This is a genomic window from Ruegeria sp. BE3, assembly GCF_056538865.1.
The window spans coordinates 140,298-155,597 of the sequence record NZ_JBQFTW010000006.1; the positions used below are offsets into that span (position 1 = coordinate 140,298).

General features: G+C 60.4%; 12 protein-coding genes and 2 tRNA genes. 9 read left to right on the forward strand and 5 right to left on the reverse strand.

What is annotated here, in order from left to right:
* The first annotated feature begins 85 nt into the window (after window positions 1–85).
* Window positions 86–1,807, forward strand: coding sequence for an adenylate/guanylate cyclase domain-containing protein (locus tag ACR0AZ_RS14915; RefSeq protein WP_480667762.1), 1,722 nt, complete (start codon window positions 86–88; stop codon window positions 1,805–1,807).
* Between the two features lie 52 nt (window positions 1,808–1,859).
* Here ACR0AZ_RS14915 and ACR0AZ_RS14920 read toward each other — a convergent pair whose 3' ends face one another.
* The 4 genes from ACR0AZ_RS14920 to ACR0AZ_RS14935 all read right to left on the reverse strand — a co-directional run bounded on the left by ACR0AZ_RS14920 (window position 1,860) and on the right by ACR0AZ_RS14935 (window position 6,783).
* On the reverse strand, window positions 1,860–2,777 hold the full coding sequence (locus ACR0AZ_RS14920; RefSeq protein ID WP_480471422.1) for a pentapeptide repeat-containing protein: 918 nt from the start codon (window positions 2,775–2,777) through the stop codon (window positions 1,860–1,862).
* A 137-nt stretch (window positions 2,778–2,914) separates the two neighbouring features.
* A complete protein-coding gene (locus ACR0AZ_RS14925) occupies window positions 2,915–4,225 on the reverse strand; it encodes a gluzincin family metallopeptidase (protein ID WP_480471423.1) in 1,311 nt (436 codons plus the stop codon).
* A 30-nt stretch (window positions 4,226–4,255) separates the two neighbouring features.
* On the reverse strand, window positions 4,256–5,593 hold the full coding sequence (locus tag ACR0AZ_RS14930; protein ID WP_480667763.1) for a TfuA-like protein: 1,338 nt from the start codon (window positions 5,591–5,593) through the stop codon (window positions 4,256–4,258).
* Window positions 5,590–6,783, reverse strand: coding sequence for a YcaO-like family protein (locus ACR0AZ_RS14935; RefSeq protein ID WP_480667764.1), 1,194 nt, complete (start codon window positions 6,781–6,783; stop codon window positions 5,590–5,592). Before ACR0AZ_RS14935 ends, ACR0AZ_RS14930 begins: the two co-directional genes overlap by 4 nt.
* Window positions 6,784–6,941: 158 nt before the next feature.
* Here ACR0AZ_RS14935 and ACR0AZ_RS14940 point away from each other — a divergent pair.
* A tRNA-Thr gene (locus ACR0AZ_RS14940) sits at window positions 6,942–7,017 on the forward strand.
* A gap of 76 nt (window positions 7,018–7,093) precedes the next feature.
* Here ACR0AZ_RS14940 and ACR0AZ_RS14945 read toward each other — a convergent pair.
* Window positions 7,094–7,179, reverse strand: a tRNA-Leu gene (locus tag ACR0AZ_RS14945).
* A 178-nt stretch (window positions 7,180–7,357) separates the two neighbouring features.
* On the opposite strand from ACR0AZ_RS14945, the gene ACR0AZ_RS14950 reads away from it, so the two are divergent.
* The 7 genes from ACR0AZ_RS14950 to ACR0AZ_RS14980 all read left to right on the forward strand — a co-directional run bounded on the left by ACR0AZ_RS14950 (window position 7,358) and on the right by ACR0AZ_RS14980 (window position 15,233).
* On the forward strand, window positions 7,358–8,389 hold the full coding sequence (locus tag ACR0AZ_RS14950; RefSeq protein ID WP_480667765.1) for a pyridoxal-phosphate dependent enzyme: 1,032 nt from the start codon (window positions 7,358–7,360) through the stop codon (window positions 8,387–8,389).
* Entirely contained in the window at window positions 8,386–9,531 is a 1,146-nt protein-coding gene (locus ACR0AZ_RS14955; RefSeq protein WP_480667766.1) for a M24 family metallopeptidase, read from the forward strand. Before ACR0AZ_RS14950 ends, ACR0AZ_RS14955 begins: the two co-directional genes overlap by 4 nt.
* Window positions 9,528–10,241, forward strand: a complete 714-nt coding sequence (locus ACR0AZ_RS14960) for a maleate cis-trans isomerase family protein (protein ID WP_480667767.1) — start codon at window positions 9,528–9,530, stop codon at window positions 10,239–10,241. The genes ACR0AZ_RS14955 and ACR0AZ_RS14960 overlap by 4 nt, the downstream gene beginning before the upstream one ends.
* A 132-nt stretch (window positions 10,242–10,373) precedes the next feature.
* Complete coding sequence (locus ACR0AZ_RS14965; protein ID WP_480667768.1) at window positions 10,374–11,474, forward strand: ABC transporter ATP-binding protein; 1,101 nt, start codon at window positions 10,374–10,376, stop codon at window positions 11,472–11,474.
* A 102-nt stretch (window positions 11,475–11,576) separates the two neighbouring features.
* On the forward strand, window positions 11,577–12,668 hold the full coding sequence (locus tag ACR0AZ_RS14970) for an extracellular solute-binding protein (protein WP_480471430.1): 1,092 nt from the start codon (window positions 11,577–11,579) through the stop codon (window positions 12,666–12,668).
* 70 nt (window positions 12,669–12,738) lie between these two features.
* Entirely contained in the window at window positions 12,739–14,016 is a 1,278-nt protein-coding gene (locus tag ACR0AZ_RS14975) for an ABC transporter permease (protein ID WP_480471431.1), read from the forward strand.
* Window positions 14,017–14,021: 5 nt separating this feature from the next.
* Window positions 14,022–15,233 (forward strand): ABC transporter permease, encoded by a 1,212-nt coding sequence (locus ACR0AZ_RS14980; protein WP_480471432.1) that lies wholly within the window; start codon window positions 14,022–14,024, stop codon window positions 15,231–15,233.
* Window positions 15,234–15,300: the final 67 nt, after the last annotated feature.

Genomic DNA, 15,300 nt, shown 5'->3' on the forward strand with positions numbered 1-15,300 from the left:
GTCGGATTCGACGCGACACGACATTCGAGTATTGCCAGTGAATACAACCGGTTCAGACCCCTCACTCAGACAGAAGCTCGGCGCGGTGCTTTTTGCCGACGTTGTGGGCTATTCCCGTCTGATGAGCGAGAACGAGATGGATACGTATAACGCGTTGAAATCTTTGCTGTCTCAGCTTGAGACGATTTGCCAGCAGTATCAGGGCCGGGTGATCGAAGTACGCGGCGATGGCATTCTGGCGTTGTTTGAAACCGCCACCAGCGCGGTTGAGTTCAGCATCGAACTGCATCGGATTGCTGCGCAGCACAATCAGGCGCGGATGGCACATGAACAGATCAAGTTCCGCGCCGGTGTCCATATGGGCGAGGTGCTGCAGGATGATCGCGGCATCCATGGCGACAACGTCAACATCGCCGCCCGCCTGCAGGAAATTGCGGAACCGGAACGGGTCTATGTCAGCGCCGCGGTCTATGAGCAGATCCGCAATCGCCTGCGCTATGGCTATGAATTTCTTGGACCCAAGCAGCTCAAGAACATCATGTCGCCGGTGGCGACCTATTGCGTCCGCAGCGAAGTCGAGGGCGCCACTATGGCCGCGACCCTGCGGCCCGATATGCATCTTGAAGTGCTGGAGCGGCCCGATATCCCTTCGGTTGCTGTACTGCCCTTTGCCAGCCAGGGTGGGGATGAGGATGACAGCTGGGTCGCCGAAGGGCTGACCGATGACATCATCATGAACCTGTCGAAGTTCCGGAACCTGTTCGTCATTGCGCGCAACTCATCCTTCTTCTTCAAGACGCAGTCGATGTCACCGCATGAGGCCGCGCGCCGACTGAACGTGCGCTATGTGGCACGCGGCAGCGTCCGCCGTTCCTCCAGCCGCATCCGCGTCACTGCCGAGTTGCTGGACGCCAATACCGAACGGACCATCTGGGGCGAACGGTTCGACCGCAAGCTCGACGATATTTTCGACATTCTGGACGACGTCACGGAATGCATCGTCGCGGCCATGGCGGTGATGATTGAATCGCATGAAAAGCAGCGCATGGTGCAGGCCATTCCGTCAGACCTTCGGGCCTATGGCTCGGTTCTGCAGGGCCAGCATCACATCTTCAAATACACGCGCAACGATAACCGCAAGGCGCAGCATTGTTATGAATCGGCACTCGAACGGGACGGAGGGTATGCCCGCGCGGCAGCCGCCCTGTCGCGGACGCTCAATATCGACTGGCGCTATTCCTGGACCGAAGACCCGGGCGGCGCGCTCGACAAAGCCCTGTCTCTGGCTCTGCGTGCGGTCGAACTGGACCCGACCGATGCGCGAGGCTTTGGCGAACTGGGCTATGTGCAGCTTTATCGCAAGGAACATGCGACCGCGCTTGAATCCTACAAACGCGCGCTGTCGCTGAACCCCAATGATGCCGACATGCATTCGGATTATGCCGATGCGTTGGCGCATTCAGGGGATAACGAGACGGCAATCGAACACCTTCAGCAAGCGATGCGCCTGAACCCCTATTTCCCGGATCAGTACCTCTGGCATCTGGGCGGCGCGTATTACAATCTAAAGCGCTATGACGATGTGATTTCTGCGGTCAACAAGATGAACAACCCGACCGAAGGGCAACGGGTTCTGGCTGCGAGTTATGCGCATAAGGGCGATATGGATATGGCGCGCCAGATTGCTGACAAGCACCGGGCGGCGCATCCCAACTTTTCCCTGGCGCGCTGGGCCAAGGTTCAGCCGGACCTGCTGGAAGACGACACGCAGCACTTCCTCGAAGGCCTCAAGAAGGCCGGGTTCTGAGCAAGAAAAAGGGCGCGTGATCGACGCGCCCCATTCTCGGATATATCAGCTGTTATTCGCCGCGTGCCTTCGCGCCGCTGACCTTGGCACCGCTGACTTTGGCACCGCTCACCTTGGCGCCACTGACTTTGGCGCCAGAGACCTTGGCACCGCTGACCTTCGCGCCACTCACCTTGGCTCCGGCCATCATCGGGGCGTCGTATTCGAAATAGACGTCCAGCAGGACCTCTTCGATCTGACCGGCTGCGATATCCATACGGATGGTGTAATCGGCCTGATCATAGTTCCAGACGCGGATATCATTCGCCATCTGGTAATCCGCCGCTGCAACGCCGGATTTGGATGGATCAAGCGGCGCACGTGCGGCCTGCCGCGTCGTGTCTTTCCCGGGGTCTTCAAGCTTGAAGCCGTAAGGCAAGTTGCCGCCGGTGGCGCTGTCGCCTTCGCCATGGACCAGGAAGATCGTCGGTTCGGGCATCTCGTAGTAGGTGCCATCATATGCGAAGCCATAGATCCGGGCCAGCCGGGCATCGCCTCCGAACTGGTCCCCGATGAAGTTGTTGACGCCACGACCCCTTCTGCGATCATCTTGTTCGATGAATAGCTGCTCGCTATGCCTGTCAGCCGTCTGCTGCCAGAACGTGTGTTTGAAAACGCGACCCCGGCGAATGTAGACAAATGATTCAAACGGGACTTTCTTGCGCTTACCCAGCTTCAGTTTGTTCCCGTCGTTCTTGTCCTTGTAGATCTTGTAGATCCCTGACTCGTCGTTTGCACTGTCTCCAGCCTGCACAAGGATCCGGTCATCTTCCCGCACAGCCACACCATCAATTTTGGTGATCTCCTGTGTAAAATCGTAACCCGTCGCCACCTCAATTGCGAGCCGGACTGACTTCTGTCTCAGTTTAAGATCACTTAATTCTCGTCCGAACAGTAATACCTCGGAAAAACTGAGTAACGACTCAGACATATCACTTTCTCCCTATCGGGGGTCGACGGGGCCTCGGGCCGCGCCTGTCCCAGTTTGCGCATTTCACTGCACGTCGATTGTCAAATTATCACCCCGTGCGCACAACCTGCCATAAAACCGGGGCAAAAACAAAGACTTTAAGGTTCTTTAATCTCGGGTGACAACGTGCGAACGGACGCGGCGTGGCTGGACCCATCCGGCTTGGTCAGACGTGGGCCGGGCCGTGTCAGCCCGATGTCACGCATGCGGAAATTGCCCTCGATAATCTGGCGGAAAGCGCCGCCGGTAATCTCCTGATCGACAACGACCAGCGCGCGCTCGACCCCGAAATAGCTCAGCATATCGGCATCCAGCATTTCCCAGGCGTCGGCAAGGTAGGACCCCAGCAAATCCCGCGCCTCGATCAGAGCGACGCGGAAGCCTTCGGGATCGGCAGCGTAATGTTCGTCGAACAGGTCCTGCATGATCGCGTTGTATTCATCGGTGCCCTCCAGCTCGTCCGAAAGCTCCTCCATTTCCGGATCGATCACGTCATGGGCGACCAGCCGTTCGTGATAGATATCGACCAGAATATCGAACATCGCACCGGTCAGCGGCTCCGACAGCGCGTGTTCACTGGACCACCCATGCGAGAACTCGGACAGCGTCCGGTCATTGGCCGCAATGCGGATCTGCGCGTTCTGCGACAGCTCGGCAAAGCGGCTGAGCCGGTTATAGGTATAGAGATTACCGCGCGTGTTCTTCAGCACCTCATCCACGACCGAGCCGAAATGCAGAGACGCCAGCAGCGCCACCATATCCGCCGCCGATTCGTGGAACCCGTAATACTCGCCCGTTGCGTCGTCTTCCGAGGGCAGACCGATGACGCTGTAGATGATGGCATGGCCGATTTCATGCGCCACCACGTCGAAGTTCAGGCTGTAGGGGCGGTATTCGTCCCCATGTTCGCGGGTGCCGCCGGTCTCCAGAAACCCCCAACCGATATGCGCGTTATCAAGGCTGGGCAGCAGCGACAGTTCCAGCCGCTCGAAATCACGCTCGAAATGCCAGGGGATCGGGCGGCCGAAATAACCCTCCCAGACATCCATGGTGAAATGGGCTGCGCCAAACAGGTGGGCGGCTTCAAAGGCCGGATCGTCGGGATCGATATGGATGAAATTGCCGAACTCATCGGGTTCAGGCGGTGGCAGGATATAGCCGTCCCAGGCGGGCAGATACATCTCGGGGCCGTCCTCGCCTTCAATCATCGCACCATAAGGGGTCGTCTTGTCGACCGGGTACATCGCATACATGCGCGGCCCAGAAGGGCCGGGCCCGATCGAGCCCTGCGGGGCCGAGATCTCGACCAGTTCAGGTTTCGAATTCGGCTCTAAATAGGGCGATTGCGGATACAACAGGAACCGCGTGCCCGGAGTTTCGTTTTCCGAGTAATCGGGCCAGATCGTCAATGTCCCCTCCCGTTATCGTCCCGGCTAACCTTAGGCCCGCGTATCGGGCTGCTGATCCTCGGGGTCGCCACCGGCGTGGCAAAAGATGAATTCGGCTTCAATCAGATCAAGAAACGCCTCGCGCCCTTCAAGGCCCAGCGCGATTGCATAGGATTCAAGATCATCCGGTACCGCTTGGTCAAGACGTGTTTCAAAATACCAGATCAGCGACTGCGTTCGGTTCGTGCGGCCATTCACCCGATCCAGCGCCTCGATACGGTCAGCCTTGCGCCGCGCCCGGTCACGCAACGCTGCATAATGGCCATCGTGGCGCAGCTCGGCCAGCACGGCGGCATCCAGATCATCCGCCCGCGCTGCGATGGCCGCATCCTTGCGGGCGCGGTCAGCCAGCATCGCCTCGTATTGCGCGGGGGTCAGGTCATTGTCCTGCAGCCATTCCATCAGATCGGCCTGACGGGGCAGGCGCGCCGCGCGCCTGTGCGCGGTCATGTGCTTTCGTAATATCTCACGGTCCGGCTGGTGATCGACCCGATGCGCCTCGTCCCGCGCCAGCAGGTTCAGCGCGGCGCGATCACGCAGCTCGGCATAGAGGGCAGGGTCCAGCCGTAGCTCATCCACCAATGCCCGCGCATCGGTGTCTTGCGAGGCGGTCTCGGCATCGACCCGCGCCCGCAACTCGCGCCAGGCCAGGGTACGTTCGACGCGCGGCGCGGCGGGGGTGTCGGTGTCCGCCTCCAGATACCGTGCCATATGCTCCAGCATCTCACGGGCATCTTCGCCCTTGGCATCGACCTGCCCCTCGGGCAGCCAGTTCTGAAAGCTTTCCAGACCGGAGGTTGTGCCCGCCGCTGCAATCACCTTGTACCAAACCCGGTCGCGATAGTGCAGAGCCTTGGCAGCGTCCAACAAGGTCCGGGCATCCTGTGGCGACAGCACCCCGGCCGTCTGCGCCATGTCCAGCGTGGCGCGGATCGACACCATCGGCTCGCTCAATGCGGGAAACCCAAGCTCGGCAGGGCCATGCAGCACCGCCACCTCGTCGTCATCCATGATCGCGCCGCTGAGGTAATCCTCGAACACCCGTCCGACGCCGATCATCCCGAAATCGGAAAGTTCCGCTGCCCGCAACGCGCCCATGCTGGCGCTGCCGAAAACCGGGATGCCTTGTTCCAGCGCCCACAGGATTTCCTTGTGCCAGACCGAGGGCACGCCATCGAAATACCCATCGATGATGCCAATGGCGCGCGGCCCGTCCCGCGCAACGCGATACACATCCCCCTGCCGGACCGGGGGCAGAATGGTCGCGTCCAGATGCTCCTGCACCGCCTCGGACCGCAGGGTGGGGCCGACGAACACCACCACGCTCATGCCGTCACCGCCCGTGCACGTGGACCTGTAATGTAATCGGGATCGTCATGCGGCGCTTCCAGCCCCGGAATAACCGCGCGGACCACAGCGATATCGAATTCAGGCCGGGACAGATCGACCGTCACCACCTGACCCATACCGACCACCGACAGACAACTCAGCAGCAGCTCAAGGTCTTCCGTAAACGACCCCGTGACATGCGACGGGCAATCGGTGAAACGCCCGGTCGCCGCTGCGCCATCAATCAACTCACGGATATATCGGCTGCGCCACGTGCGGGCCTCGTCCGAGAACTCTTCGGGGTCCAGATCATCGCGCGCGCCCGAGATATAGGTCAGCCGCGTCTGCGCCGCCTCGGTCAGCGCCCGCAGCAGCGCAATGGCGCGGTCGGGGTGACAGCCATCGCCGATGCCGATATGGCCCGTGGCCTCTCCGGCCTCGCAGATCACACAGCGAAAGCTGGCAATGCCGATATCCGAAGTGGTGTCCCAAATCCCCAGATCCAGCCCCGCCGCTGCAATCTGGTCCATCGCTTGACGGCAACGCGGATCGTCCACCGTGTCCGGATCAACGCGCGGCGTCGCACCCCGGTGATGCCACAACGTCGTGGCGTCCCGTTCGATCAACTCGCAAATCGCGTGGCAACTGGCCTCAGTCACGTCGTTGCCCGATGCCAGACCATTCGTTGTGCGCGGAAACGCCCTTTGCCCGGCGACCGGAGAGGTCGTGTAATCCGTATCCACCATCTCATAGGGCACCCAACAGGCGGCATCGGCGTTCAGATTACGCCCCTGCACCCACAGCATCGCGCCATGCGGGTCAAACTGCCCGCCGGTCACGCGCGGCAGACGATAGACATCCACCACGTGATCCTGTGCCAGATCGGCATGGCTGCACAGCCGCAGCGGCAATTCGATCCGTTCCGCATGCCACGACTCGATCGCTTCCATCACGCCCGAGGCCTGCGCCGCGCTCAGCGACAATCCCTTGCCCAGTGACACCGCGACCGAACGCGAATTGGGTCGCGTCACCATCACCGTCGGCAGCCCGACCCGGTCGAGCCCGGTCAGATTGGCAATGCGCGTGATCCCCATCTGTTTGAGGAACGGTTTGACGATGGCAAGTGTCTGCTCAGGGTCCCGCAGGCGATGCGTGTCCAGCACATAAGTCTTCTGTGAAATCCCGGACATTCAAATGACCTTGCCAAATATCTGATAATCCACCCGAACCCGCAGGCTCCGGTCCGCCCGCGCGCAGGATGGGCGAGGAATGCGAACCGGTCAACCGCAGGGGTGTGTGAACTGCCTCTTGCAAGGGTCGCGACCTGCGGCTAAACGATCTGTCGCATGCCTCAATAGCTCAGCTGGTAGAGCAGGTCCTTCGTAAGGACAAGGTCGGGGGTTCGAGTCCCTCTTGAGGCACCACTCTTCTCAATCCAACCAAGTATCGCCGGATTCGTCGGGTACAGATGCCCGGTATTCTATTGTAACTGTCAGGAAATGGTACGGGCGGTGGGACTCGAACCCACACGGCACTAAGGCCTTCGGATTTTAAGTCCGATATGTCTACCATTCCATCACGCCCGCAGACCTGTTTGCGCGGCAGGTAAGGCCGAAACCAACAGGATCGCCACACACTTACAGCCAACCATTTGGATTGAAAAGACGCTCATTCAGATGAGCTGCAGCGAAAGGGAAAGCAGGACACGCTTGACAGTGCTTTCCGGTTTCGGTCACGTCGGCGCATCAAGAAAGGGAGCGTGCGATGAAGACGGTCAGAAACCCGTATCGGAATGGGGCAAAGCTCGCGGATCAGGCGCCATATCCGTCGGTCGATATATCTGGCCTTGGGCGGCATCGTCTGTTTTGCCCTGATTTCAAGGAAACTCCGCTGGTGGATGCAACGACTCTGGCGCCGGTTGCAAAGCTCTGGATCAAGGATGAACGGCCCCGGATGGGGCTTGGGTCCTTCAAGGCGCTGGGCGCGGCCTATGTCATTGCCTGTCAGGCCGATGAAGCGCCCGATGCGAACCTCAAGGGACGTACATTTGTCACCGCCAGTGCGGGCAATCACGGGATGAGCATGGCTGCAGGCGCGCGCGTCTTCGGGGCCGATGCGGTTGTCTATATCGCCGAGACTGTGCCTGAAAGCTTTGCCGACCGTCTGCGGGCGCAAGATGCGCGAGTGGTGCGAGAAGGGGTCGACTATGCTGCCAGCATGGAGGCCGCCGCGCAGGCGGCGCAGCAAAATGGCTGGACCTTGCTGTCAGACAGTTCGTGGGACGGGTATACCGACCTGCCCCATTTGCTGATGGAAGGCTACCTGCAAATGGCGTTGGAGGCGGCGGAGCAATGCCCCGAAACGCCGACACACATCCTGCTGCAGGCTGGTGTTGGCGGTATGGCGGGAGCGGTGGCTGCCTATGCGCGCGAGGTCTGGGGGGACGCGCCGCAGATCGTCGTGGTCGAGCCTGACGCGGCCCCGGCCTTGCAAGCAAGTATCGAGGCTGGCCACTGCGTTTTCGCAGATGGCCCGGACAGCATCATGGGGCGGCTCGATTGTAAGGAGCCTTCACTGATCGCCCTGAATGGATTGGCGCGGGATGCGGATCTGTTTCTGACGATCAGCGATGATGAGGTTGCCGCGCAATTGCCCGCGATGGCCGAAGCCGGGTTAGAGACCAGCGCTTCGGGCGGGGCAGGCATTGCGGCGGTGATGAATGAGGCGGCACGTCAGGCCATGGGAATCGGGCCGCAATCCCGTGTCCTCTGCATGTTGAGCGAGCAGCCCGCATGACCGGCTTTGCGCCACAGGAATTCGAGGCACGGGTTTCCCGCGCACAAGCGCGAATGGCCGAAACAGGTCTTTCAGCCCTGCTGCTGACCACCGAACCTGAGCTGCGTTATTTCACCGGCTATCTGACCCGGTTCTGGGAAAGCCCGACGCGCCCCTGGTTCCTGATCGTGCCCGCCTCGGGCAAGCCGGTGGCCGTGATCCCCTCGATCGGGGCGGCCCTGATGGCGCAGACATGGATCGACGACATTCGCACTTGGAGCGCACCGGATCTGGAAGATGACGGCGTTTCGCTGTTGGCCGATACGTTGACCGAGCTGACGTCGGACGGGTCCGCGATCGGTTGTCCGGATGGGCATGAGACACATATCAGGATGCCTCTGGCCGATTTCAGACGCCTTCAGGACGGGCTCGGCGCTCGTCGACTGACCGGTGATCACGGCATCCTGCGCGCCCTGCGCATGGTGAAGTCCGAGGCCGAGGTCGCCAAGATTCGCACCGCCTGTCAGATCGGTGCCCGCGCCTTTGCGCGTGTGCCGGAAATCGCCGCAGCCGGAACGCCGCTCGATCAGGTCTTCCGACGGTTCCAGATGCTCTGCCTTGAGGAAGGGGCCGATTGGGTGCCCTATCTGGCCGGAGCGGCCGAGCAGGGCGGGTACACGGATGTGATCTCACCGGCAACGCAGACCCCTCTTGCGCAGGGCGATGTTCTGATGCTGGATACCGGCCTCGTTCGCGACGGGTATTTCTGTGACTATGACCGCAACTGGTCGGTTGGCCCCGCCAGCGCTCCGGTCCGCGCCGCCCATGCGCGGCTGATCGAGGCCTCGGATGCCGCCTTTGAGCAGGCCCGGCCCGGCACCACCGCAGCGCAGCTGTTTCACACCATGAACGCGGTGCTGACGGATGGTGGTGAAGGCACGGATGCCGGGCGGCTGGGCCACGGGCTGGGGATGTCGCTGACCGAATGGCCCTCGCTCATCCCCGGTGATCATACCGAACTGCAGCCCGGCATGGTGCTGACGCTGGAACCGGGTATCGCCGTCGATGGCAAGATCCTTGTGCATGAGGAAAACATCCTGATCACCGAGGGCGCGGCCGAATTCCTGAGCCCGCGTATCGGACCGGAGATACCGACGCTATGACGACACTGCCCTATTCGCTCGACCCCGATGATCCCGCCGCCGTGCCGATGGGTCTGATCGTCCTGCAAACCGATGAGACCATCGAGCCCGAGTTCCGTCGCCTTTTTGCCGATGATCCCAGCCCTCTCTATATCAGCCGCATCCCCAGCGGGGCCGAAGTGAACACTGATACGCTGGCGCAGATGGAAACCGATCTGCCCGCCGCCGCCGACCTGCTGCCCAAGGCGCGGCCCTATAAGGTGGTGGGCTATGGCTGCACCTCGGCCAGCTCGGTGATCGGTTCGGATCGGGTTGAACAGATGGTGAAACGGACCTGCGATGTTCAGACCGTGACCAACCCGCTGCGCGCCGCCGCAGCCTGCGCCGCAGATCGGGGCGTGTCGAAATTCGCGCTGCTTTCGCCCTATATCGAAGAGGTGAACACACCGCTGCGCCGGGCCTTTGCGGAACAAGGTATTTCGATGGATGTGTTCGGCACCTTTGGCGAGGCGGAAGAGGCCAAGGTTGTACGTATTTCGACCGATTCCGTGGTTGATGCGGCCCTTCGCCTGGGCGCTGACAGGGCTGTTGAAGCGGTGTTTCTCAGCTGTACGAACCTGCGCACACTGGCCGCCATCCCCCGGATCGAGGCGCAGATCGGAAAGCCGGTTCTGTCAAGCAATCAAAGCCTGGCTTGGCATATGAATCACCTGAATGTGTCGCAAATTTAGGCAAAAGTGACGTAATAGCGGGTTCATTTGCTTTACGGGCTTGCGACCATTTGTTAGCCTCGGCTTCATTGCACGAGAAGATCAATGAAATCCGGACCAACCGGGTAATCATTTGACGCAACAGGGGGTCTTGTGACCGACACAAATACTGACGCCGCGTTTGTCGAATTTGAACGCGTTCAAAAATCTTATGATGGCGAGAATCTCGTTGTCAAAGATCTCAACTTGGCGATGCCAAAGGGCGAATTCCTGACCATGCTCGGGCCGTCCGGATCAGGCAAGACAACCTGTCTGATGATGCTCGCCGGATTCGAAACAGCCACCCACGGTGAAATTTTGTTGGATGGGAAACCCATCAACAACATCCCTCCGCATAAACGTGGCATCGGGATGGTGTTCCAGAACTACGCCCTGTTCCCGCATATGACTGTGGCCGAGAACCTGTCGTTCCCGCTGGAAGTCCGCAAGCTGGGCAAGTCAGAGCGCGAGGAGAAAGTCAAACGCGCGCTGGATATGGTTCAGATGGGAGCCTTCGGCAATCGCCGCCCGGCGCAGCTTTCGGGCGGTCAGCAGCAGCGGATCGCGCTGGCCCGCGCGCTGGTGTTCGAGCCCGAGCTGGTGCTGATGGACGAACCGCTGGGCGCGCTCGACAAGCAGCTGCGCGAACACATGCAGTTCGAAATCACCCGACTGGCGCATGAGCTGGGCATTACCACTGTCTACGTGACCCACGACCAGACCGAGGCATTGACCATGTCCGACCGTGTTGCGGTGTTCGACGATGGCCGCATCCAGCAGCTTGCACCGCCGGATCAGCTGTATGAAGAGCCCGAGAACAGCTTCGTCGCGCAATTCATCGGCGAGAACAACACGCTCGAAGGTGTGGTGAAATCCATCGACGGCGACACCTGCCTGGTGCAGCTGGATGACGGTTCGGAAATCGACGCGGTGCCGATCAACGTGCACAATCCGGGCGAACGCACCAAGGTTTCGATCCGGCCCGAGCGGGTCGAGTTCAACAAGGACCGCCTGCATGCCGATGCGCATACGCTGAAGGCCGCGGTCAAGGAGTTCATCTATATGGGCGATGTGTTCCGCTTCCGCATGTCGGTCGCGGGCAATGACGAATTCATCGTCAAGACACGTAACGCCCCCGATGCCATCCGTCTGCAACCCGGCCAAGAGATCGATATTGGCTGGCTGGCAAAAGATTGTCGTGCGCTCGACGCATAGACCAAGCTGCGCGGTACAAGTGCGGCTTTATTGAGGGACCGGCTGGTGAAAACCCGTGCGCCAGCTGACCATACAACAAACGGGAAGTACTGGGAGTAACACATGAAACCAACCAAAACACTACTGACCGCTGCTGCTCTGGCGACCGCGGCTGGTGGCGTGTCCGCGCAAGAGATGACCATCGTCTCGTGGGGCGGCGCCTATTCCAAATCGCAATTGAAAGCGTATCACGAGCCCTATTCGGAGAAGACCGGCATCACCATCCTGAACGACGACAGCTCGGCCGAAGCGGTTGCAAAGCTGCGCGCGATGAACGAAGCGGGCAACATCACATGGGATGTGGTCGACGTTGTTGCCTCGGACGCGATTCGTCTGTGCGACGAAGGTCTGGCGATGGAAATCGACCCTGACACCATGCTGGCTCCGGCGCCGGATGGCACATCGGCAGCGGATGACTTCGGCGATCTGCTGGTCAGCGATTGCTTCATCCCGCAGATCGTGTATTCGACCACCTTTGGCTATCGCACTGATCTGGTCGGAGACACACCGCCCAGCGATGTCTGCGCCGTGTTCGATCTGGAAGCCTATCCTGGCAAGCGTTCGCTGGAAAAACGCCCGATCAACAACATGGAATGGGCGCTGATCTGTGACGGCGTTGCCAAGGATGACGTCTATGACGTTCTGGCCACCGCAGAAGGTCAGGATCAGGCGTTGGCCAAGCTGGGCACCATCAAGGACAGCGTTGTCTGGTGGTCCGCAGGTGCCGACACGCCGCAGCTACTGGCTGATGGCGAAGTTGTCATGGGTTCGACCTATAACGGTCGACTGTTCAGCCTGATCGAAGAGCAGAACCAGCCCGTTGGCATGCTGTGGGACGCGCAGGTGTTCGACCTGGACGGTTGGATCATTCCCGCCGGTCTGAGCGAAGAGCGTAAGCAGCGCGCGCTGGACTACATCATGTTCGCAACCGACACGCAGCGTCTGGCGGATCAGGCCAAGTACATCTCCTACGGTCCGGCCCGTGCCTCGTCGGCTCCGCTGGTGGGTCAGCACGCCGATCTGGGCATCGACATGGCACCGCACATGCCGACCGATCCGGAAAACGCCAAGAACACGTTCCTGTATAACTACGAGTTCTGGGCGGACTACCGCGACGACATCGACGCCAAATTCCAGGCGTGGCTGGCGCAATAAGCGTCTGATTTCCTGAGATCGTCGGGGGCGGCCACTCGCCCCCGGCCCCAAAAGTACCCAAGGGGCACCGATGACTGACGCCACCCAACAAAATTCCGGCCCGATGCTGGCCGCTGACGGAACGCCGCTCAAGCAATCACTGGCGCGGTCACTGCGACGGCAAAAGCTGCGGGCGCTGATGCTGGTGGCCCCGTTGCTGCTGTTCGTGATGTTCTCTTTCATCGTGCCCATTGCCGCGATGCTATTCCGGTCGGTGGAAAATAGCATCGTGCAAGACACGCTGCCTCAGACGGTGCAAGCCCTGCAAAGCTGGGACGAGGCGAGCGGTGAATTGCCGGATGAGGCCGTCTATGACGCCTTTGTCCGCGACATGATTGTCGCCATCGACAACAAGACCCATACCCGTCTGGGCTCGCGTTTGAACTACGAAGAAACCGGTATGTCTTCGATGTTCCGCCGGTCCGGCCGTCAGATCAAAAAGCTGGATCCCGAAACAGACGGTCCGTTCAAGGACCAGGTCATCGAGATTCACGATGGCTGGGGCGACCCCAAGACATGGGCGGTCATCAAAACCCACGCGCCCGCCGTCACCAACGGTTACTTCCTGAACGCGATCGACATGCGCCGCACGCCCGAAGGGGCGCAGTCTCAACCCGAAGACAAGCAAATCCTGATCAAGCTGTTCGGGCGCACCCTGTTCATGTCGCTGGTCATCACCGGGGCCTGTATTCTGCTGGCTTATCCTGTCAGCTATCTGCTGGCGACCTTGCCGATGCGGGTTTCAAACCTGCTGATGATCCTTGTTTTGTTACCCTTCTGGACCTCGCTTCTGGTGCGCACCTCGGCATGGAAGGTGATGCTGCAGCAGCAAGGGGTGATCAACGAAACGCTGGTCTGGCTGGGGCTGGTGGCCGATGACGCAAGGCTGGTGATCATCAACAACCAGATCGGTACCATCGTTGCGATGACGCATATCCTGCTGCCGTTCATGATCCTGCCGATGTATTCGGTGATGCAGACGATCCCGCCGTCCTACACCCGCGCCGCGAAATCCATGGGTGCGACCAACTGGACGACCTTCTGGCGCATCTACTTCCCGCAATCCATTCCGGGCATCGGTGCAGGCTCGATCCTCGTGTTCATTCTGGCGATCGGTTACTACATCACGCCCGAGATCGTCGGTGGCACCAAGGGTGTCTTCATCTCGAACCGGATCGCCTATCACATCTCGTCCTCGCTGAACTGGGGACTGGCCGCGGCACTGGGGACGATCCTGCTGGGCGTCGTTCTGTTGCTCTACTGGGTCTACGACAAGATCGTGGGCATTGATAACGTGAAGCTGGGATAATAGAAATGGCCGCACTTACTCCGATATCCCGCAAACCCCTGTCCATGGTCCTGCCCAGCGTCGCGCTGGCAGGTGCCTTCGCCGGTATCTTTGTCGGCGCGGGCAACGGCTCGGTCTTTCTTGGCATCATTGCCGGGGCTGCCCTGATCGCCGCTCTGGCCTGGGTCTACATCACGGTCGTCAAGAACGAGAAACTGGCCCGCTGGATCAACATCGCAGGCTTCGGCGTCGTGGGCTTTCTGGTCGCCGGCCCGATGGGCGGCGTGCTGGGCCTGCTGGGCGGGTGGTTCTTTGTCTGGTTCATCTACTGGCTTTATGAAGGCCGCTATCGCCGGAAACTGCTGCCCTATCTGACCGCAAAGCAGGTGTTTTATCACTACCTGTTCCGGGTGATCTGCGGCGCGATCTTCGTGTTCCTGATCACCCCGATCCTCGTGGTTCTGCCGCTCTCGTTCAACGCGCAGGACTTCTTTACCTTCACGCCGGAAATGCTGCGGCTCGATCCGGAAGGGTACTCGCTGAAGCACTACCGCGACTTCTTCACCAACAATGAATGGCAGCGCAGCTTCAAGAACTCGCTGATCATCGCGCCGATTGCGACGATCATCTCGGTCTCGCTGGGCACGCTGGCGGCCATCGGCCTCAGCCAGAGTCACGTTCCCGGCCGCCGCGCCATCATGGGCATCCTGATCTCGCCCATGATCGTGCCGCTGATCATCTCGGCCACCGGCATGTTCTTCTTCTACAGCGACATTGGTCGCTTCATGGAAGGCACGCTGGGCATGAACAAGAATTTCGTGGGCTATGTGAAAGTCATCCTGGCGCACGCGGTTCTGGGCATTCCCTTCGTCATCATCACCGTGACCGCGACGCTGGTGGGCTTTGACCGCTCGCTGACGCGGGCGGCGGCGAATATGGGCGCGGGTCCGGTGCGGACGTTCTTCAAGATCCAGATGCCTCTGATCCTGCCGGGCGTGATCTCGGGTGGCCTGTTTGCCTTCATCACCTCGTTTGACGAGGTGGTTGTGGTGCTGTTCGTCGGCTCGGCCAGCCAGAAGACCCTGCCATGGCAGATGTTCACCGGCCTGCGCGAACAGATCAGCCCGACCATTCTGGCGGTGGCCACGATCCTCGTGGTGATCTCCATCGCGCTGCTGACCACGGTCGAGTTGCTGCGCCGCCGGTCCGAGCGTCTGCGGGGTCTCTCCCCCGCTTGACGCAAGCGCAGGTCTGATCTAACGATCTATCCGTTCATCCCAGCCGCGATGGCGTCGCGGACGCACT

Excerpts from the sequence above, each read along its gene's own strand:
- ACR0AZ_RS14960 (WP_480667767.1), top strand. The coding sequence starts at position 9,528 with ATGACGACACTGCCCTATTCGCTCGACCCCGATGATCCCGCCGCCGTG.
- ACR0AZ_RS14935 (WP_480667764.1), bottom strand. The coding sequence starts at position 6,783 with ATGTCCGGGATTTCACAGAAGACTTATGTGCTGGACACGCATCGCCTG.
- ACR0AZ_RS14930 (WP_480667763.1), bottom strand. The coding sequence starts at position 5,593 with ATGAGCGTGGTGGTGTTCGTCGGCCCCACCCTGCGGTCCGAGGCGGTG.
- ACR0AZ_RS14920 (WP_480471422.1), bottom strand. The coding sequence starts at position 2,777 with ATGTCTGAGTCGTTACTCAGTTTTTCCGAGGTATTACTGTTCGGACGA.
- ACR0AZ_RS14975 (WP_480471431.1), top strand. The coding sequence starts at position 12,739 with ATGACTGACGCCACCCAACAAAATTCCGGCCCGATGCTGGCCGCTGAC.
- ACR0AZ_RS14950 (WP_480667765.1), top strand. The coding sequence starts at position 7,358 with ATGAAGACGGTCAGAAACCCGTATCGGAATGGGGCAAAGCTCGCGGAT.
- ACR0AZ_RS14980 (WP_480471432.1), top strand. The coding sequence starts at position 14,022 with ATGGCCGCACTTACTCCGATATCCCGCAAACCCCTGTCCATGGTCCTG.
- ACR0AZ_RS14970 (WP_480471430.1), top strand. The coding sequence starts at position 11,577 with ATGAAACCAACCAAAACACTACTGACCGCTGCTGCTCTGGCGACCGCG.
- ACR0AZ_RS14955 (WP_480667766.1), top strand. The coding sequence starts at position 8,386 with ATGACCGGCTTTGCGCCACAGGAATTCGAGGCACGGGTTTCCCGCGCA.